Source organism: Acidovorax sp. GW835-FHT14B10, from assembly GCF_058793725.1.
This window is the reverse complement of the sequence record NZ_JBXAGC010000011.1, coordinates 18,964-38,543: the sequence shown is the minus strand read 5'-3', so window position 1 is coordinate 38,543 and position 19,580 is coordinate 18,964. Positions and strand designations below refer to the sequence as shown.

The following is a 19,580-nucleotide window of genomic DNA, read 5'->3' as shown; positions in this document are numbered from 1 at the left end:
CGCTGCGGTCATATGGTGGAATGAAGATGACGCATGCACAGCTGATCCACAGCTAACCCACAAGTTGTCCCATGTTGTTCGGATACCTGCTGTGAATAAGCTGTGTGTAAAATGCTTGTTGCACTGCGGCAACGTGCCTCGGATGTGGGGAGGTGAGGTCATTGGTGCGGGCTTTTTGCCTACAATGAAGCTCCAACCTTCGCAGTTGCCAATGATTGTTGGTTCAGGGCGCGTCGCCATTCGACGCGCCCTTTTTTCTTGTCCGCGCCGTTTCAATTCAATTACTTGACGTTTCCCGTTGATGAAACACATCAGAAATTTTTCCATCATTGCCCACATCGACCATGGCAAATCGACGTTGGCCGATCGCCTGATCCAGCGGTGCGGCGGGCTTGCCGATCGCGACATGGAGGCGCAGGTACTTGACTCGATGGACATCGAGAAAGAGCGCGGGATCACCATCAAGGCGCAGACCGCTGCGTTGCACTACAAGGCGCAAGACGGGCAGGTCTACAACCTCAATCTGATCGACACGCCGGGGCATGTGGACTTCTCCTATGAAGTGAGCCGTTCACTGTCCGCGTGCGAAGGCGCCTTGCTGGTGGTCGACGCCTCGCAAGGCGTGGAGGCACAGACCGTGGCCAATTGCTACACGGCGCTCGACCTCGGTGTGGAGGTGGTGCCGGTGCTCAACAAGATGGATCTGCCCAATGCCGATCCCGACAATGCCAAGGCCGAGATCGAGGATGTGATCGGTATCGACGCCACCGATGCCATCCCGTGTTCTGCCAAGACCGGCATGGGCATTGACGAGATCCTCGAGGCCATCGTTGCCAAGGTGCCCGCGCCCAAGGGCAACGCCACGGGCCCCCTGCGCGCGATGATCATCGACAGCTGGTTCGACAGCTATGTGGGCGTGGTGATGCTGGTGCGCGTGGTCGATGGCAGCCTGCTCAAGGGCGAGCGCATCAAGATGATGGCCAGTGGCGCGGTGTACAACGCCGACAACCTGGGAGTGTTCACGCCCGCCAACGAGCCGCGCAACTCGCTCGATGCCGGCCAGGTGGGCTACATCATCGCCGGCATCAAGGAACTGCAGGCGGCCAAGGTGGGCGACACCATCACGCTCGAAAAGAAGCTGCCCAACAATGCAGGCCCTGCGGCCGAGGCGTTGCCCGGCTTCAAGGAAATCCAGCCCCAGGTGTTTGCCGGGCTGTACCCCACCGAAGCCAGCGAGTACGACTCGCTGCGCGATGCACTCGAAAAGCTCAAGCTCAATGACGCATCGCTGCATTACGAGCCCGAAGTCAGCCAGGCGCTGGGCTTTGGTTTCCGCTGCGGCTTCCTGGGCCTCCTGCACATGGAGATCGTGCAGGAGCGCCTCGAGCGCGAGTTCGACCAGGACCTCATCACCACCGCGCCCAGCGTGGTCTACCAGGTGGTGCGGGCCGATGGTGAAGTCATCATGGTCGAGAACCCGTCCAAGATGCCCGACCAGGGGCGCCTGGAAGAAATCCGCGAGCCCATCGTCACCGTGCACCTGTACATGCCCCAGGACTACGTGGGCCCGGTGATGACGCTGGCCAACCAGAAGCGCGGTGTGCAGATGAACATGGCGTACCACGGGCGCCAGGTCATGCTGACCTACGAGATGCCGCTCGGTGAGATCGTGCTCGACTTCTTCGACAAGCTCAAATCGGTGTCGCGCGGCTATGCCTCGATGGACTACGAGTTCAAGGAGTACCGCGCCTCGGATGTGGTGAAGGTCGATATCCTGCTCAACGGCGACAAGGTGGACGCGCTGTCCATCATCGTGCACCGCTCGCAGTCGCAGTACCGTGGCCGCGCCGTGGTGGCCAAGATGCGCGAAATCATCAGCCGCCAGATGTACGACGTGGCCATCCAGGCGGCCATTGGCGCCAACATCATTGCGCGCGAAACCATCAAGGCCCTGCGCAAGAACGTGCTGGCAAAATGCTACGGCGGCGACGTCAGCCGCAAACGCAAGCTGCTTGAAAAGCAGAAGGCGGGCAAGAAGCGCATGAAACAGATTGGCTCGGTCGAGGTGCCCCAGGAGGCATTCCTCGCCATTTTGCAGGTGGAAGATTGATGCAGTTCATGCAAATTCTGACTTCGATGGTGCTTGCTGCCTTTGTGGGCTATGTGGGCGCCTGGTATGTGGGGGCCATCGAGGGCAACTTTGCCTTGCTGCTGTTCCTGGCCACCGTGGTCACCGGGGCCTACTGGCTGGCGGAGCGCCTGGTTTTCCTGCCGCGCCGGCGCCGCGCGGCCCAGGCCATCGAGGATGCGGCCGTGCAGCGCCGCGCGGAACTCGACCGCATGGGCATCCAGAAGGTGGACATGGACGTGCAGGAGGCCAAGGGGCGCATCCTGATGCAGCCCTGGTGGCTGGACTGGACGGCCGGCCTGTTCCCCGTGATCGCCGCGGTGTTCCTGTTGCGCTCGTTTCTGTTCGAGCCCTTCAAGATTCCGTCCGGCTCCATGATTCCGACCCTGCTGGTGGGCGACCTCATTCTGGTCAACAAGTTCACCTACGGCGTCCGGCTGCCCGTGATCCACACCAAAGTGACCGAAGGCACGCCACCAGCGCGTGGTGATGTGATGGTGTTTCGCTATCCGCCACAGCCCAGCCTGGATTACATCAAGCGCGTGGTGGGCGTGCCCGGCGATGAGGTGGCCTACCTCAACAAGCGCCTGACCGTGAATGGCAAGCCGGTGGAAACCATGGCCATGCCCGATTTCTTGGATGAAGACGCCATGCGCTACTTCAAGCAGTACGAAGAGCAGCTGGGTGGCCAGCCGCACCGGCTGCTGAACAACCCCGACGTTCCCGCCTTTGTGCAGGGTGCCAGCAATTTCACCTACCGCGAGAACTGCCGCTACAGCGTGGAAGGGGTCGTGTGCAAGGTGCCGCAGGGGCACTATTTCATGATGGGCGACAACCGCGATAATTCGCTGGATTCACGCTATTGGGGTTTTGTGCCAGAGGCCAACATCGTCGGCAAGGCATTCTTTGTCTGGATGAATTTTGGCAACCTCAAGCGGATTGGTGCGTTCCATTGAAGACACCAGACACAGGACAACGAGGGAGTAAAAGCATGAGCATGCATCGCACGGCCAGCCGGTCGCGCCAGCGCGGTCTGTCGTTTTTCGGGCTGATCTTTGTCGGTCTGTTTGCCGTGGCTGCCTTTGCCATTGGCGGGCAGTCCATTCCGATCTTTCTGGAATACGTCGCCGCCAAAAAAGCCATCGAGAAGGCCAAGACCGAAAGCACCGTGCCTGCGATTCGTGCTGCCTTCGACCGCGCCGCAGCCATTGACGACATCAATTCGATCAAGGGTTCGGACCTCGAAATCACCAAGCGGGGTGAGAAAGTGGTGGTGTCCTTCAAATATGAGCGCGAGATACCCCTGGCAGGCCCCGCCTACCTGGTGTATCGCTTTGACGGGCAGACCAACTAGGTGCAGCCGGCACTTCTCGCGCTGCAGAGTCGTCTGCAGCACCAGTTCTCCAACGCCTCGCTGCTGCAGCGCGCCGTCACGCACCGCAGTTTTTCGGCGGACCACAACGAGCGCCTGGAGTTTCTCGGAGACTCGGTGCTCAATCTGGCCGTGGCCAGCCTGCTGTACCAGCGTCTGAGCGATCTGCCCGAGGGCGATCTTTCGCGCGTGCGCGCCAACCTTGTCAAGCAGGACACCCTGCACCAGCTGGCACTGCGCCTGCAGGTGTCCGATGTGCTGCGCCTGGGGGAGGGCGAGTCCAAATCCGGTGGCCAGCAACGGCCCTCCATCCTGGCGGACGCCCTCGAAGCACTGATTGGCGCCGTGTACCTGGATGCCGGTTACGCCAGCGCCGAAGCGCTGGTGCACCGCCTGTTCCAGGGGGTGGAGATCAACCCCCAGATGCAGGCCGCCGCCAAGGACCCCAAAACCGCGTTGCAGGAGTGGCTCCAGGGTCGCAAAATGAAGCTGCCGCACTACAGCGTGGTAGCCACGGTAGGGGCGGCGCACCGCCAGACCTTTGACGTGGAGTGTGAAATCACCGAGTTGGGTTTGACCGAACGTGGCATCGGCGGTTCGCGCCGTGCCGGCGAACAGGCCGCCGCCGCCGCCATGCTGGCCACACTGAAAGCGAAGAATGTATGAATGATGCTACCAAAGATGTAGCTGACGGCACGGGTACGGAAAGCGTCCCCGTGCAAGATGACCTCGAAACCATGCTGGCCGCCGCCGGTGCGCCGGCCGCCGTGCCGGGCCAGCGCTGTGGCGTGATTGCCATCGTGGGCAAGCCCAACGTGGGCAAGTCCACGCTGCTCAATGCCCTGGTGGGCCAGAAGATCAGCATCACCTCGCGCAAGGCGCAGACCACGCGCCACCGCATCACCGGCATCCGCACGCGCGAGCAGACGCAGTTCATCTTTGTCGACACGCCGGGCTTCCAGACCCGCCATGCCACGGCGCTCAACAAGTCGCTGAACAAGACCGTGATGGGCGCGATCGGCGATGTGGACCTGATCCTCTTCGTGGTCGAGGCCGGCCACTTCACGCTGGCCGACGCCAAGGTCTTGAGCCTGTTCAAGCCCGGCATCCCCACGCTGCTGGTGGCCAACAAGCTCGACATGGTGCACCGCCGTGCCGAGCTGGCGCCCTGGCTCAAGAGCATGCAGGAGCGCCACCCGTTTGCCGAGTTCGTGCCCATGTCGGCCAAGAACAAGGGCGACATCGAGCGGATGTTTGGCATCTGCGCCAAATACCTGCCCGAGCAGGCCTGGTGGTATGCCGAAGACGAGCTGACCGACCGCAGCGAAAAATTCCTGGCCTCCGAGACCGTGCGCGAGAAGCTGTTCCGCTTCACGGGCGACGAGCTGCCCTACACCTCCACCGTGGTCATCGACAAGTTCGAAGAAGAAGCCAGCAAGGCGCACAAGCGCCTGGTGAAGATCGCCGCCACCATCGTGGTCGAGCGCGACAACCACAAGATGATGGTCATCGGCGACAAGGGCGAGCGCCTGAAGCGCATCGGCACCGAAGCCCGCCAGGAGCTGGAAAAGCTCATGGACGCCAAGGTGTTCCTGGAGCTGTGGGTCAAGGTGCGCTCGGGCTGGGCCGACGATGAAGCGCGGGTGCGCTCTTTTGGATACGAATAACCCCGGGCTTCCGTGGCTGCCGCCAAGCGTATTTCCGATGAACCCGCCTTCGTGCTGCACAGCTACGACTGGAGCGAGTCCAGCCTGATCCTGGAGGTGTTCTGCCGCCGCCAGGGGCGCGTGGCACTGGTGGCCAAGGGGGCCAAGAAGCCCAGCTCCAACTTCCGTCCCGTGCTGCTGCCGTTGCAGCCGCTGCTGGTGACCTACACCCTGGCCGGTGACGGCACTGCCGACATCCACACCCTGAAGGGCGCCGAGTGGGTAGGTGGCCATGTGATGCCCACGGGCGATGCGCTGTTGTCGGGCCTGTACCTCAACGAATTGCTGCTGCGCCTGCTGGCCCGGGCCGACCCGCACGCTGCCCTGTTCGACGCCTACGCGGGCGTGGTGCGTGTGCTGGCCAGCGAGCATGGCGATGCGCTGGAGCCGGTTTTGCGCAGCTTCGAGCTGCTGCTGTTGCGCGAGATCGGCCTGCTGCCCAGCCTGGATGCCCAGACCATGACGTTTGCGCCTCTCCAGGCCACAACGCGCTACACGCTGGTGCCCGAGGGCGGCTTGCGCGCTTCGTCCGATGCCGACCGCGCAGGTCTGCCCGGCCGCCAGTGGCAGGCCCTGCAGCGTGCGCTCGATGATGCGGCCAGCTACACCGCCACCTTGCGCGCCTGCGCCCCCGTGGCCGCAGAACTCAAACCCCAGCTGCGTGCCATGCTGCAATACCATTGCGGCAGCCCCACGCTGCGCACCCGCCAGCTCATGATCGACCTGCAGTCTTTATGAACATGCCTTCACACCCACCGCACCGCACCGCCTTGTCGGTCAACCTCAACAAGGTGGCCCTGGTGCGCAACACACGCCACCTGGGTATTCCCAGCGTCACGCGCGCGGCCGAGCTGTGCCTGCAGGCGGGCGCGCAGGGCATCACGGTGCATCCGCGACCCGATGAGCGGCACATCCGCAGCCAGGACGTGTTCGCGCTGGCCACGCTGATGAAAGCCTGGCCGGGCCGCGAATACAACATCGAGGGCAACCCGTCGCAGAACCTGATGGACTTCATCCGCCAGGTGCGCCCCCACCAGGCCACCTTTGTGCCCGACAGCGAAGACCAGTTCACCAGCGACCACGGCTGGAGTTTTCCGCAGGATGCCGAGCGCCTGGCGCCGCTGATCGCCGAATGCCGCAGCCTCGGCGTGCGCGTGAGCCTGTTCATGGACCCGGTTCCTGAGCAGATGGCCGCCGCCAGGGCCGTGGGTGCCGACCGCGTGGAGCTGTACACCGAGCCCTATGCCGCCGCTTGGGGCACGCCGCAGCAATCCATCGAACTGAAACGTTATGCGGCTGCGGCGCAGGCTGCGCTGGATGCAGGCCTGGGTGTGAATGCGGGCCACGACCTGAACCGCGACAACCTTGCCGCCTTTGTGCGCGAAGTGCCCGGCGTGCTGGAGGTCTCGATTGGCCACGCCCTCATCGCCGACGCGCTGGAACTGGGCTATGGCGCCACGGTGCAGGCGTACCTGGGCTGCATCGAGGCGGGTTTCGTGCCCATCAAAAACTCCTGATTGGATAGCTGTTAGCGCTTTAAAGATAAGCGCTAGATATCAATTTTATTCATCATCTCCATGATCTACGGCATCGGTACCGACATCTGCGATGTGCGCCGCATCGCTGCCAGCCTGGCCCGCCACGGCGATCGTTTTGCCGAGAAGGTGCTGGCCGATGGCGAGCTGGCCACCTGGCGCGCGCGCAGCGCGCGGTGGCCCGAGCGCGGCGTGCGCTACCTGGCCACGCGCTTTTCCGCCAAGGAGGCCTTCAGCAAGGCCATCGGACTGGGCATGCACATGCCCATGACCTGGCGCGCGTGTGAGGTGGGGTCTCTGTCCAGCGGCCAGCCGGTGATCGTGCTGCACGGCGCCCTCAAGGAGTGGTTTGAGGCCAAAGGCCTGCAGGCGCACCTGAGCGTGACCGACGAGACCGACTACGCCGCCAGCTTTTGCGTGGTGGAGACGATTCAAACCATATAGCCCTGTAGCGTCTGTTGAAGAAGCGCGAGCAGCTATGGTTCAAGTAGCAAATTGACGATTGGAAGCCCGATGACCGAACACGCACCCCTCATCCTTGATGTGGCTGGCACCACCCTCAGCGCCGACGACCGCCGCCGCTTGGCCCACCCGCTCACGGGTGGCGTCATCCTGTTTGCCCGCAACTGGGAAAACCGCGCGCAGCTGCTGCAGCTCACGAGCAGCATCAAGGCCGTGCGCGATGACCTGCTGATCTGCGTGGACCACGAAGGTGGCCGCGTGCAGCGCTTTCGCACCGATGGCTTCACGCACCTGCCGCCCATGCGCGCTTTGGGCGAGCTGTGGATGAATGACGGCAAGGGCGCCAAGGCCGTGCCCGGTAGCGGCGCATTGCGCGCCACCAACGCCGCCACGGCGGCAGGCTATGTGCTGGGCGCCGAGTTGCGCGCCTGCGGCGTGGACTTCAGCTTCACGCCCGTGCTGGACCTGGATTGGGGCGAGAGTGGAGTCATTGGAGACCGTTCCTTCCATCGCGACCCGCGCGTGGTCGCGCTGCTGGCCAAGAGCCTCATGCATGGCCTGCTGCAGGCGGGCATGGCCAACTGCGGCAAGCATTTTCCCGGCCACGGCTTCGTCCGGGCCGACTCGCACACCGAGGTGCCGGTGGACAAACGCAGCCTCCAGGCCATCCTGGCCGACGACGCCGCGCCGTACCCCTGGCTCAGCAGCACGCTCACCAGCGTGATGCCGGCCCATGTGATCTACCCCAAGGTGGACAGCCGGCCGGCGGGCTTCTCGCAGCGCTGGCTGCAGGACATCCTGCGCCGCCAGATGCGCTTTGACGGTGCGATCTTCAGCGACGACCTCAGCATGGAAGGTGCGCGCCGCCTCGAGGGCCAGGTGGTCAGCTACACCGACGCGGCCATCGCAGCGCTGGCCGCGGGCTGCGACCTGGTGCTGCTGTGCAACCAGAGCGTGGGCGATGGCCGGGCGGTGGACGAACTCCTCGCCGGCCTGGACGAGGCCCGCACCCAGGGCCGCTGGCAGCCCAGCGTGGACAGCGAATCACGCCGCCTGGCCTTGCTGCCCGAAACCCTGCCGCAGGCCTGGGACGATCTGATGTACCAGCCGGCCTATCTGCAGGCGCTGGATTTGCTGCCTTGATACCTTGAGGATGTGAGCCCGCACTACGGCGCTGGGGCGGCGCTGGCGGGCAAGGCGGCGGGCGGGCTGGTGGTGGCCGCGGTGGGCTCCGCCGGTGCGGCCGGATCCGGTGGCGGCGCATCCTGGAAGCGGCGCACCACGCGCTGGAAGATCAGGGCGTTCGGAATCTGCAGCCAGGCCGCCTGGCCTGGGGTTGCGCTGTGGTCTTCCAGCGTGGTGTAGAGCAGATTGATGTCCACCACCCGCCCCTTGGCGCCGGACTTCTCGGCGGTGTCCAGCACCTCGATGTAGTCGCCCACGCGAAAAGGCCGCGCGGTGAAGATGAGCAGCGCACAGAACAGGTTGGACAGCACGCTCCAGGCCGCAAAGAACGCCACGGCGCCCACCGTGGCAAAGCCGGTGAAGGCCGTCCACAGCACGGTGGCTGACACGCCCAGCCGCTCCAGCACCAGCAGCAAGGCGCTGGCCACAATGGTCCAGCGAACCAGCCCCTTGATGGGAGCCAGGAGCTCCTCGGGAAACTGGAAGCGCACGCTCGCGCGGGCCAGAACGCGGCGCAGCAGGCGTTGCAGCGCCCAGGCGGCCACGAGGATCAGCAGGATCTGCGCACCCGGAACAATGACGTCGAGCCAGTCCTGCACCCATTCGGGAAGGTGGGTCTTCAGCAGCTGCAATCGGGATACGGCCATCGAGCGGTGCGGTGGGGTGCTTCAGGACTCGCGCCGCAGGGCTGGGAACAGGATCACATCGCGGATGCTGGGGCTGTCGGTCAGCAGCATCATCAGGCGGTCGATGCCGATGCCGCAGCCGCCGGCGGGCGGCATGCCGTATTCGAGCGCGCGCACGAAGTCGTGGTCGTAGTACATGGCCTCGTCGTCGCCGCTGTCCTTGGCGGCCACCTGGGCGTGAAAGCGCGCGGCCTGGTCTTCGGCGTCGTTGAGTTCGGAAAAGCCGTTGCCGAATTCGCGGCCGGTGATGTACAGCTCAAAGCGCTCGGTGACCTCGGGGCGCGTGTCGTTGGCACGGGCCAGCGGCGAGATCTCGGTGGGGTGCTCCATGATGAAAGTGGGCTGCCACAGCTTGTCTTCCACCGTTTCCTCGAAGTAGAGCACCTGCAGGCTGGGCAGAGAGCGCCCGGAAAGCTGGTTCTTTTCTTCCGACATGCCCAGCTTCTTGAGGGCGCTGATGAGCCATGCCGCATCGTCCACATGGGCTCCAGCCTCGGTGTGCTGGAAGATGGCCTCGCGGATGGTCAGGCGCGCAAAGGGCTGGGCCAGGTCGACCTCGCGGCCCTGGTAGCTGAGCTGCAGCGTACCCGTGGCCTTGAGGGCCGCGTCGCGCACGAGCTGCTCGGTAAAGCCCATGAGGTCCTGGTAGTTCCAGTAGGCCGCGTAGAACTCCATCATGGTGAACTCGGGGTTGTGGCGCACCGAGATGCCTTCGTTGCGGAAGTTGCGGTTGATCTCGAACACGCGCTCGAAGCCGCCCACCAGCAGGCGTTTGAGAAACAGCTCGGGCGCGATGCGCAGGTACATCTCCTGTTCCAGCGCATTGTGGTGCGTGACGAAAGGCTTGGCATTGGCACCGCCCGGGATCGGGTGCAGCATCGGCGTCTCGACCTCCAGGAAGCCGTGCTGCACCATGAAGTCGCGGATGCCGCTCACGGCCTTGCTGCGCGCCACGAAGCGCTTGCGCGCCTGCTCGTCGGTCATCAGGTCGACATAGCGCTGGCGGTATTTGACCTCCTGGTCGGCCACCCCGTGGAACTTGTCCGGCATGGGGCGCAGGCTCTTGGTCAGCAGGCGCAGGGTGGTCACCTTGACCGACAGCTCGCCGGTCTTGGTCTTCATCAGCGTGCCTTCGGCGCCGATGATGTCGCCCAGGTCCCAGTGTTTGAAAGCGGCGTAAAGATCCTCGCCCAGCGCATCGCGTGTGATGTAGAGCTGGATGCGTCCGCCGGTTTCGCCCAGCGAACCATCTTGCACCGTGGCAAAGCTGGCCTTGCCCATCACGCGCTTGAGCATCATGCGCCCGGCCACGCTCACATGAACGGCGTGGGTTTCAAGCGCTGCCGCGTCCTTGCTGGCGTGCTGGTCCTGTAGCGTGGCAGCGTGGTGTGCCGGCTTGAAGTCATTGGGGAAGGTGACGCCCCCGCCCTGTGCATGGGCCTCGCGCAGGGCACGCAGCTTGTCGCGGCGCTCGGCGATGAGCTGGTTTTCGTCTTGGGGGGCTGGAGCGTGGTTCTGGTCAGACATAGGAGCCGTGGATGCGGGGCGTGAATAAAGGGCTGGACGGGCCGATGCCAGCCAAACCATTGATTTTATGGGCTATCGACGGGATCCGGGCAGTGCCGGCAACACGCCTGTTACATCATGTCGGTATATGGTGTGCTGCCGAGCGTGACCATTCCCTCACTTGGCGCAATAAACAGCGGTCCCGGGTATTCGTCTATGGGGGGGCGATGCCGGTGCGCTCCAGCACATCCCCCACCAGCTCCAGCCGTACCAGCGGATTATCCAGCTCCATCAGCTGCTGCTTGAGTTGGAGGGGGATGGGCAGCAGTTCGCACCAGCGGTTGGCAACCCAGCCGCAGTCGGCCAGCTGTGCGGGGGTGGGGTGGATGGCCGTGGCGGCCTCGGTGTCCCGTTCGCGCAGGGATGCCAGCACCTGGGCCAGAGTGGTCGCGGTGGGCAGAAGATCGTCGGGAATGGGCACAGGCAGGTCTGCGGCCAGTTGCTCCACATTGCCAATCCACAGACCATGGGGCAAATGGCTGCGCTCTGTGATGCGAAAACGCTGGCTGCCGCGGCACAGCAGGGTGATCAGCCCGGGCTGTGGAGAGTCGATTCTTTCGATCACGGCCAGGGTGCCGATGTCGTGGAACCCTTCTTCTGGCGCACCCGCCTGCCGGACCTCGTGTCCCTGCGTGAGCGCCACGACGCCAAAGGGGGCGCCGGCATGGTGGCATTTGCGCACCATGTCAAGGTAGCGCACCTCGAACACGCGCAGCGCCAGCACCCCGCCAGGAAACAGCACGGAATGGAGCGGAAACAGCGGAAGGGATGACAGGGTGAGGGGTTGTGTCATGGGCGGAGATCTGCGGTCGCTATCATCCCATGTCGCAGTCCGCTTTCGCACGCGATTCACTCCAATTTGTCCTATCCATGCTCTACCAGATCGCCTCTTTCCTGCTCGATGTCATCGGTGGCCTGCTGACCGGGGCCTGCCTGTTGCGTCTGTACATGCAGTGGCAGCGGGTCCCGTTCTCGAATCCGATCGGCGGGCTGGTGTTTGCTCTCACCGACTGGCTGGTCATGCCACTGCGGCGCGTGATTGCGCCGGTGGGCCGCTGGGATCTCTCCAGCCTGGTCGCGGCCGCGTTGTTGCAATTGGTCCAGTATTTTCTGCTGTGGCTGATTTTGGGGGCGGGGTCCGCCTGGGCCTGGCTGCCGTGGCTGGCGCTTTTGGGCCTGGTGCGGGTGGCCATCTCGGGCCTGATCGGTTTGCTGATTGTCCATGCGGTGATGTCATGGATGCAGACCCGTTCGCCCATTGCCGGCGTGGTGGCGCGTTTGTGCGCACCGGTGCTGCGGCCGTTTCAGCGCATCATTCCACTGGTCGGTGGGGTGGATCTTTCGCCGCTGGCCGTGCTGGTGCTGCTGCAGGTTGCCATGATTGTCCTGGGGCACCTGCAGGCGGGCGTCATGCAGGGGTGAATAGCGGGTTTTTTGGCAGATGATTGGCTGCTGGCGATGACGGGGTAAGCGTTATAAGCTATTGAATTAATAGCTTCAACGCAAAACCGACGCCGAGCCGGCTTACACAACGGCGTCGGCTGGCAGGCGTTGCAGCATGGCCAGGCTGCTGGCCACGGTGTTGCGCAGCTCGCGGCGGTCGCAGATGAGATCGACGGCGCCCTTGGTCTGCAGGAACTCTGCGCGCTGGAAGCCCTCGGGCAGGGTCACGCGCACCGTGGACTCGATCACGCGCGGGCCGGCAAAGCCGATCAGCGCCTTGGGCTCGGCGATCACCACGTCGCCGACGAAGGCGAAGCCGGCGCTCACGCCGCCCATGGTCGGATCGGTCAGCACGCTGATGTAGGGCAGGCCTTTCTTGGCCAGGTGGGTCAGCGCCGCATTGGTCTTGGCCATCTGCATGAGCGAGAGCAGGCCTTCCTGCATGCGCGCGCCCCCGGTGGCGGTAAAGCAGATGAAGGGCACTTTTTGCTCAATGGCGGCTTCGACGCCGCGCACGAAGCGCTCCCCCACCACCGAGCCCATGGAGCCACCCATGAAGTCGAACTCGAAGCAGGCGACCACCACATTGACGCTCTTGACCGCACCGCCCATGACGATGAGGGCGTCGGTTTCGCCCGTGTGTTCCAGCGCTTCTTTCAGGCGCTCGGGGTATTTGCGGCTGTCCTTGAACTTGAGTGCATCGACCGGCAGAACTTCCTGGCCGATTTCGTAACGGCCTTCGGGGTCCAGGAAGGCATTCAGCCGTGCGCGTGCACCGATGCGGTGGTGGTGGCTGCAGTGGAGGCAGACGTTCTGGTTTTGTTCCAGATCGGCCTTGTAGAGTACCGTTTCGCAGCTCGGGCACTTGATCCACAGCCCTTCGGGCACCTGGCGGCGCTCGGTGGGGTCGGTTTGCTGGATTTTGGAGGGCAGAAGTTTTTCAAGCCAAGACATGCGTATTCCTCTGTATAGATGGGCCAGTTGCGGAGCGGCCTTGAAACGGGCGCTGCCCAGACCAGGGCTCCCGCGCAAGGGCCGCCCCGCAGCGCTGGGAGCGTCCCCCTTCCCGCGCGCAGCGCGAGAGAAGGGGGAAGCGGCGAAGCCGCTCAGGGGGTTGCCCTCTATTATGCGTCGAGCGCTTTTCGGATACCGCGCAGGAAGTCGATCGTGATGGGGACCACCTTGGCGTGCTCCTGGTCTTCAATCAGCTGGATGATGCGACTGCCGATCACTACCGCATCGGCCACTTGGCCGATCGCCTGCGCCGTAGCGGCATCCCGGATGCCAAAGCCCACACCCACCGGGATGTGCACATGCTGGCGGATGCGGGGCAGCATCTGCTCCACGGCCGCCGTGTCCAAAGCGCCAGAGCCTGTGACACCCTTCAGCGAGACGTAGTACACATAGCCGCTGGCCACGCGGGCCACCTGGGCCATGCGCTCGTCGGTACTGGTGGGGGCCAGCAGAAAGATCAGGTCCATGCCGTGGGCGCGCAGATCGGCCGCAAAGGCCTCGCATTCCTCGGGCGGGTAGTCCACGATGAGCACGCCATCCACCCCGGCCTCGGCGGCATCGCGCACAAAGGCGCTTCCTGCCCCTGCCGTGCCGTGCTTTTGGTCGTAGCGCTCCACCGGGTTGGCGTAGCCCATCAGCACCACGGGGGTGGTGGTGTTGCGTTGGCGGAATTCGCGCACATGGTCCAGCACCTGTACCATGCCAACGCCCATGCCCAGGGCTTTTTCACCCGCCTTCTGGATGACCGGGCCGTCGGCCATGGGGTCGGAAAACGGCACGCCCAGCTCGATCACGTCGGCACCGGCTTCCACCATGCCGTGCATGAGCGAGGGGGTGATGTCCGCAAACGGGAACCCGGCCGTGACGTAGGGGATCAGCGCCTTGCGGCCCTGGGCTTGCAGTTGGTTGAAAGTGGTCTGGATGCGGCTCATGGTTTGGCGTCTCCCACAGCGCCCTTGACGGACAGGCCGCGCATGGAGGGGCGGTCATAAAAATCTTCGCCGGACAGGTCGGCCACGGTGCCGATGTCCTTGTCCCCCCGGCCCGAAAGGTTCACGAGGATGGATTGGTCAGGGCGCATGGTTTTGGCCAGCTTCAGGGCATAGGCCACGGCATGGCTGGACTCCAACGCAGGGATGATGCCCTCGGTGCGGCACAGGTAGTGGAACGCTTCCAGGGCTTCCTTGTCGGTGATGCCAACATATTCGGCGCGGCCGATTTCCTGCAGCCAGGCGTGCTCAGGTCCCACGCCGGGGTAGTCCAGGCCCGCGCTGATGCTGTGGGTTTCGGTGATCTGGCCGTTGTCATCCTGCAGGATGAAGGTGCGGTTGCCATGCAGCACCCCGGCGCTGCCTTTTTGCAGCGAGGCCGAGTGCTTGCCCGACTCCAGTCCTTCTCCGGCCGCCTCCACGCCAATCAGGCGGGTGTTCTCAAACGGAATGTAGGGGTGGAAGATGCCCATGGCATTGCTGCCGCCGCCCACGCAGGCAATCACCACATCGGGTTGCCGGGCAGGCAGCTTCTGGTCGGCCAGCATGGCGGGCATCTGTTCGATGGATTCCTTGCCGATCACGCTCTGAAAGTCGCGCACCATCATCGGGTAGGGGTGGGGCCCGGCCACGGTGCCGATGATGTAGAAGGTGTTGTCCACATTGGCCACCCAGTCGCGCATGGCTTCGTTCAGTGCATCCTTCAGTGTCTTGCTGCCCGATTCCACGGGCACCACGGTGGCGCCCAGCAGCTTCATGCGGTAGACGTTGGGGCTTTGGCGCTTGACGTCCTCGCTGCCCATGTACACCACGCATTCCAGGCCGTAGCGCGCGCAGATGGTGGCGGTGGCCACGCCGTGCTGGCCGGCGCCCGTTTCGGCAATCACGCGCGGCTTGCCCATGCGCTTGGCCAGCATGGCCTGGCCGATCACGTTGTTGATCTTGTGCGCGCCGGTGTGGTTCAGGTCTTCGCGCTTGAGGTAGATCTGCGCACCGCCCATTTCGCGGCTGGTGCGGGCTGCGTGGTAGATGGGTGAGGGGCGGCCCACGAAGTGCTTGAGTTCGTACTCGAACTCGGCCAGAAACTCGGGGTCGTTCTGGTAGCGGGCGTAGGCGTCGCGCAGCTCCTGGATGGCATGGGTCAGGGTTTCGCTGACAAAACTGCCGCCGTAGGGGCCGAAATGACCGGAAGCATCAGGTTGCTGGTAGGAACTCATGGGGGGATCTTTGCAAGTTGGGCATCGGCCGCACGCACGGCGGCAACGAAGCGTTGGATTTTTTCGGCGTCCTTGATGCCCTTGATGGGTTTGCCATCGGGGCCATCGGCTTCGACGCCGGAGCTGACGTCAACCGCCAGCGAGAGGCCTCGCGGGCGGACTTGCAAAATGCCATCGGTCACGTTTGCAGGCGTGAGTCCACCAGACAAAACGAGATGAGAGCTGACGCTTGGTGGAAGGAGTGACCAATTGAATGCCTTGCCGCCGCCGCCATAGCCGTCGACATGGGCGTCGAGCAGGATGGCTTGGGCGTGTGAAAAATCCTGTGCGTATTTTACGAGGTCGAAGCGTTCGGCACCATCGCCAAGGGGAATGCGGGCAGCGCGCAGAAACGGACGGGCCCCCCCGAGGGTGGCAGCCAGGCAATCCGCAGGGGATTCGTCACCATGAAACTGAATGATGGCGCCCGCCAATAAAGTGCTGGTAGCTATGATATTGGAAGCAGTATCGTTGACAAACAGCAGCACAGGTGTAACGAACGGGGGCAGGCGAGAGGCCAGCGCGGCAGCCCTTTGCGGGGTGACGGCCCGGGGACTGGCTGGATACATCACGAAGCCGATGGCATCCACCCCCGCGGCGACCGCTGCGTCAACGTCCTGTTCGCGTGTCAGCCCGCAGATCTTGATGCGGGTGCGAATGCAGGGGGGAATGGGTGGTTTTTCGGGCGGCAGACTGCTCATGGCAGCCAATCATACGCAGCCGTGCGGCTGGGCAGGCCCCAATGGGGTTCGTAAACCGGGCCTTGAAAATACAGGCCGTCGGGCGAAAAGGTGGGCGCTGCCGCGTTGCGTGAGCGCGCGCGCAGCACCGCACCGATCCATTGCGGCGGTTTCTTGCCCTGGCCCACAGCGATCAGGCAGCCCATGATGTTGCGGATCATGTGGTGCAGGAAAGCATTGGCTTCGAACTCGAAACGCCAGTAGCAGGGCGCAAAGCCGTCAGACGGCTCTGCCCCGTGGGCTGGTGTGCGGGTGATGGCGATCCGTTGCAGGGTCTTGATGGGCGACTTGGCCTGGCAAGCCGAAGCCCGGAACGAGGTGAAGTCGTGTTCACCTAGCAGTTGTTGCGCCGCCTGCTGCATGGCAGCGTGGTCGAGCGGGTAAAAGACCCAGCCCACGCGGCCCGCATCGACGCTGGGGCGTACGGGAGACTGGAGCAGCACATAGGCGTAGCGCCGTGCAATGGCGCTTCCGCGCGCATGAAAGCCATTGGGCACTGGCTGGGCCCATTGCACGGCGATATCCGCTGGCAGAAAGGTGTTGGTGCCGCGTACCCACGATGCCGCCGGGCGGTGCAGAGGGGTATCAAAGTGGACGACCTGCATGAGACCGTGCACCCCCGCATCGGTGCGGCCCGCACACAGGGTGCTGATCCGCTGCGTAGCAAAGCGGCCCAGGGCCGCTTCGAGGTGGTCCTGGATGGTGTTGCCAGACAGCTGGCTTTGCCAGCCGCTGTAGCGCTGGCCGTTGTAGCCGACTCCCATGGCCACCCTGGAGAGGTGGCCTGGGGCCGGGTCATGCGGTGCGGTGGAATCGACCGGGCGCATCAGCCCAGGTCGGCCAGCAGCCGCTGGGCGCGGGCCTTGAGCGCTCCCGAGGACTCGGTGACCACTTCTTCGATCAGGGTTCGGGCGCTGTCGGTATCGCCGATGGCATTGAACTCCTGTGCCAGTGCCAGTTTGGTTGTCAAGGGATCGTCGGCAGCCGCGTCGACGCCGCTGTCTGCCAAGGCGGGTGCCGCTGCCGCCACGGGGGCGGTGAGGGGTTTGGACGGTGCGCCCAAGTCCAGCGTCAGATCGCCCAGATCAAACTCCATCGGGGCCATGTGCGGGGTGGTGTCTGTCGGGAGGCTGGTCGTCGGCGGTATGGCCCCGGACGTGAGCATGGTGAGGTCATCGTCGGTGGCTGGAAAATCCAGGTCTGCCATGGGAGGTGGCGCGATGGCAGGGGCTACTGCCACGGCTGACTCAACGGCCTGCGGGGACGTAGGCAGATCCAGTTGTGGAAATTCTGCCAATTCGGTGTCAATTTCGTTGGCAGCGGCGGCTGGTGCCTTGGTCCGTGCGTCCTGGGGCAAATCCAGATCCAGGTCCAGGTCGAGATCGGGTGGCAGCGTTGTTGCCGCGGAGGCAACGGCCATCGCGGTGTTCGCCGCAGTGGCAGCGGACGTGGCCAAGGCATTGCCATTTAGTGCACCAGGGCGACCGCCAGGCTGGTACAGCGGGTTTGCCTGGTCCAGGTCGCGCCCCAGTTCGGTCACGCGCGTCCAGTCCGGGCCTTCGCCCTGTGTGAGCTTGAATACGTCACCTGCCACTGCCTCAAGGGCCTTGCGATCCTGCCGTTTGGCGTAAATCTCGGCCAGCTTGGCGTGTATCGATATGCGGGCCGGGTTGTGGCGAATCGCTTCCTTGAGGATTTCTTCGGCCTGGAGGTCACGGCCGTATGCCAGGTACACATCGGCTTCGGCCACTGGATCCACGTCACCGCCGGCATCCAGCTGGCTGGGGGAGTAGGCCATGGACGAGCCAGTAGTCATCTGGCTGTTGGCCGTGTCCACTTGCTGGCCGCCGGTGGCGCCAAAAAAGGAGTCGGGTTGTGCGCGGCTATCCATGAATGAGCTGTCAACACCGGCATTGGCACGGCGCCGTTGGACCACGCGGTAGGCACCGTAACCCCCCAGGGCGATCAATGCGAGCAGTCCCCCTGCAGGCACCAGCGGGTCTTCCATCAGGCCCGAAAGAAAGCTCGTTTCGGCGGCTGGCATGGGCACGGGTGCGGGTTTGGGCACAGGTGCTGGTGCAGGAGCGGAGGCCGGTGCGGCGGTTTCTGCGGGCACTGCCGGATCCGAGGCGGCCGCTTCGGCTGCAGCGGGCATGCTGGCCGCCGGCTCGGAGGCGGCTGGCTGGCTGGACAGCGATGCCGGCGTGGCCACGGCAACCGAGCCAGGTGTGCTGGAGGCAGCAGCTGCAGGTTCGGCGGCTGGCGCAGACGCCGCGCTGAGCTTGTTCAACTCGTTGATGTTCTTGGACAGTTCAGCCATCCGGGCCGAGGATTCCTTGGCTTGCTTGTCCTTGGCCAGCTGGTCTTCTGCCGCTTTCTGGCCCGTGATGGTCCCCTTGGACAGGGTCAGCTTGTCAGGCGCTGCTGTTGCGGGTGTCTTGTCTTCGATGAGGGTTTGGACCGTGCCGCTGGCAGAGCGCTCTGCGGCTGCCACCTTGGTCGTGGGGGCTGCCGCAGCGAGTCTGCGGCGGAAAGCGTTGAAATCCCGGCTTTGTGCCGCCAGAATCTGGCGGGCTTCGGCCGGCGGCGTTGCCAGTGCGGCAGCCTCGTCAGGCATTTGCAGCACAGCCCCGGCCTTGAGCCGGTTGGCATTGCCCTGGATGAAGGCGTCTGGGTTGGCGCGCAGCAGTGCCACGAGCATCTGATCCAGCGATACGCTGGCGGGGCGGTAAGCATTGGCGAGGCGGCCAGCCGTGTCTCCCGCCTGAACGGTGACACCGTCGTTGGCAGGCGCTGGGCGTGGGGCGGTTGCAGCGGTGCTGCGGGGTGCAGCGGGAGCCGATGCGCGTGCGGTCGCCGCTGCAGAGCCGCCCTGCGCCTGAGCGGCGGGCGCCGAGGCTTGCGCTGCCGCGGTCACGGCGGGTGCTGCGCGGCGCGATGCCGGGGGATCAAACAGCATGGTGTAGTTGCGCACGATGTGGCCACTGCTCCACGAGGCGTCTAGAACCAGGTCAACGAAGGGGTCGTTGACGGGGCGGTCACTGGACAGGCGCAACACGGCAGTGCCATTGGCACGTCGCTGCAGTTGCACGCGCAGGTTGGTCACCGCCGGATTGAACTCCATGCCCTGGGCGCGAAACACTTCGGGCGAAGCGGTGGTGGCGCGCAGGGTGTCAGCCTCTTCCGGGGTGATTTGGGGCAGTTCGATTTCGGCGCGCAGCGGCTCACCAAGAGCAGACTGCACCGTGATGCGACCCAGAGCGAAGGCAGAAGCATCGTCGGCATAGAAGCCGGTCAATGCGACGGCCGCAGCGGCCAGGACAGAAAATTTCCAACGATGCATGTGTGCCATCAAAAGTGGTGGTTGTGCGGCCCGGTCGAGCGGCGTGGTTCTTCGCATGGTCTGATCCCGCCCCGGCGCGTGCAAATATGTAAAAAGCACCATAGCATCAATGTTTTGCACTGACAAGCTGGGGTAGCGTGGAAGCTTTGTGCGGG

Annotated in this window: 18 protein-coding genes and 1 pseudogene; 10 read left to right on the top strand and 9 right to left on the bottom strand. The window is 64.2% G+C overall.

The genetic code is table 11. The features are described 5' to 3' along the window. Positions 1 to 301: 301 nt before the first annotated feature. From lepA to nagZ, 9 genes are all read left to right on the top strand, one after another. Positions 302 to 2,110, top strand: a complete 1,809-nt coding sequence (lepA, locus tag AC1Q5S_RS10320) for a translation elongation factor 4 (RefSeq protein ID WP_303836438.1) — start codon at positions 302 to 304, stop codon at positions 2,108 to 2,110. Next, positions 2,110 to 3,084, top strand: a complete 975-nt coding sequence (gene lepB / locus AC1Q5S_RS10315) for a signal peptidase I (RefSeq protein WP_422203132.1) — start codon at positions 2,110 to 2,112, stop codon at positions 3,082 to 3,084. Before lepA ends, lepB begins: the two co-directional genes overlap by 1 nt. Before the next feature lie 35 nt (positions 3,085 to 3,119). After that, a complete protein-coding gene (locus AC1Q5S_RS10310) occupies positions 3,120 to 3,482 on the top strand; it encodes a DUF4845 domain-containing protein (RefSeq protein ID WP_492238823.1) in 363 nt (120 codons plus the stop codon). Next, positions 3,483 to 4,166 (top strand): ribonuclease III, encoded by a 684-nt coding sequence (rnc, locus tag AC1Q5S_RS10305; RefSeq protein WP_092697145.1) that lies wholly within the window; start codon positions 3,483 to 3,485, stop codon positions 4,164 to 4,166. After that, on the top strand, positions 4,163 to 5,167 hold the full coding sequence (gene era / locus AC1Q5S_RS10300) for a GTPase Era (protein WP_303836445.1): 1,005 nt from the start codon (positions 4,163 to 4,165) through the stop codon (positions 5,165 to 5,167). Before rnc ends, era begins: the two co-directional genes overlap by 4 nt. Positions 5,168 to 5,179: 12 nt before the next feature. Then, the gene (gene recO / locus AC1Q5S_RS10295) at positions 5,180 to 5,944 is read left to right on the top strand and encodes a DNA repair protein RecO (RefSeq protein ID WP_492238822.1); all 765 of its coding nucleotides are present in this window, start codon (positions 5,180 to 5,182) and stop codon (positions 5,942 to 5,944) included. After that, positions 5,941 to 6,723: a pyridoxine 5'-phosphate synthase gene (locus tag AC1Q5S_RS10290; RefSeq protein WP_303836448.1), complete on the top strand. Its 783-nt coding sequence runs from the start codon at positions 5,941 to 5,943 to the stop codon at positions 6,721 to 6,723. Before recO ends, AC1Q5S_RS10290 begins: the two co-directional genes overlap by 4 nt. Positions 6,724 to 6,783: 60 nt before the next feature. Then, positions 6,784 to 7,185, top strand: a complete 402-nt coding sequence (gene acpS, locus AC1Q5S_RS10285) for a holo-ACP synthase (RefSeq protein ID WP_422203137.1) — start codon at positions 6,784 to 6,786, stop codon at positions 7,183 to 7,185. Positions 7,186 to 7,254: 69 nt separating this feature from the next. Beyond that, positions 7,255 to 8,346, top strand: a complete 1,092-nt coding sequence (nagZ, locus tag AC1Q5S_RS10280; protein ID WP_492238821.1) for a beta-N-acetylhexosaminidase — start codon at positions 7,255 to 7,257, stop codon at positions 8,344 to 8,346. A gap of 23 nt (positions 8,347 to 8,369) precedes the next feature. On the opposite strand, the gene AC1Q5S_RS10275 is transcribed toward nagZ, so the two are convergent. The 3 genes from AC1Q5S_RS10275 to AC1Q5S_RS10265 form a co-directional block, all read right to left on the bottom strand. After that, on the bottom strand, positions 8,370 to 9,035 hold the full coding sequence (locus tag AC1Q5S_RS10275; RefSeq protein ID WP_492238820.1) for a mechanosensitive ion channel family protein: 666 nt from the start codon (positions 9,033 to 9,035) through the stop codon (positions 8,370 to 8,372). A 21-nt stretch (positions 9,036 to 9,056) separates the two neighbouring features. Then, on the bottom strand, positions 9,057 to 10,601 hold the full coding sequence (lysS, locus tag AC1Q5S_RS10270) for a lysine--tRNA ligase (RefSeq protein WP_303836454.1): 1,545 nt from the start codon (positions 10,599 to 10,601) through the stop codon (positions 9,057 to 9,059). 193 nt (positions 10,602 to 10,794) lie between these two features. Beyond that, on the bottom strand, positions 10,795 to 11,433 hold the full coding sequence (locus tag AC1Q5S_RS10265) for an LON peptidase substrate-binding domain-containing protein (protein ID WP_303836456.1): 639 nt from the start codon (positions 11,431 to 11,433) through the stop codon (positions 10,795 to 10,797). A gap of 77 nt (positions 11,434 to 11,510) precedes the next feature. On the opposite strand from AC1Q5S_RS10265, the gene AC1Q5S_RS10260 reads away from it, so the two are divergent. After that, entirely contained in the window at positions 11,511 to 12,062 is a 552-nt protein-coding gene (locus tag AC1Q5S_RS10260) for a YggT family protein (RefSeq protein ID WP_303836458.1), read from the top strand. 102 nt (positions 12,063 to 12,164) lie between these two features. On the opposite strand, the gene accD is transcribed toward AC1Q5S_RS10260, so the two are convergent. The 6 genes and pseudogenes from accD to AC1Q5S_RS10230 form a co-directional block, all read right to left on the bottom strand. Further along, the gene (gene accD, locus AC1Q5S_RS10255; protein WP_492238819.1) at positions 12,165 to 13,037 is read right to left on the bottom strand and encodes an acetyl-CoA carboxylase, carboxyltransferase subunit beta; all 873 of its coding nucleotides are present in this window, start codon (positions 13,035 to 13,037) and stop codon (positions 12,165 to 12,167) included. A 170-nt stretch (positions 13,038 to 13,207) separates the two neighbouring features. Continuing rightward, positions 13,208 to 14,029: a tryptophan synthase subunit alpha gene (gene trpA / locus AC1Q5S_RS10250; RefSeq protein ID WP_303836462.1), complete on the bottom strand. Its 822-nt coding sequence runs from the start codon at positions 14,027 to 14,029 to the stop codon at positions 13,208 to 13,210. Then, positions 14,026 to 15,303 (bottom strand): tryptophan synthase subunit beta, encoded by a 1,278-nt coding sequence (gene trpB, locus AC1Q5S_RS10245; RefSeq protein ID WP_303836464.1) that lies wholly within the window; start codon positions 15,301 to 15,303, stop codon positions 14,026 to 14,028. Before trpB ends, trpA begins: the two co-directional genes overlap by 4 nt. Then, a pseudogene (locus tag AC1Q5S_RS10240) lies at positions 15,281 to 16,043 on the bottom strand (phosphoribosylanthranilate isomerase). The gene trpB and the pseudogene AC1Q5S_RS10240 overlap by 23 nt, the downstream one beginning before the upstream one ends. Further along, complete coding sequence (gene truA / locus AC1Q5S_RS10235) at positions 16,040 to 16,909, bottom strand: tRNA pseudouridine(38-40) synthase TruA (RefSeq protein ID WP_303837886.1); 870 nt, start codon at positions 16,907 to 16,909, stop codon at positions 16,040 to 16,042. The pseudogene AC1Q5S_RS10240 and the gene truA overlap by 4 nt, the downstream one beginning before the upstream one ends. Then, complete coding sequence (locus AC1Q5S_RS10230) at positions 16,909 to 19,425, bottom strand: motility hub landmark protein FimV (protein WP_492238818.1); 2,517 nt, start codon at positions 19,423 to 19,425, stop codon at positions 16,909 to 16,911. The genes truA and AC1Q5S_RS10230 overlap by 1 nt, the downstream gene beginning before the upstream one ends. Between the last annotated feature and the right edge of the window lie 155 nt (positions 19,426 to 19,580).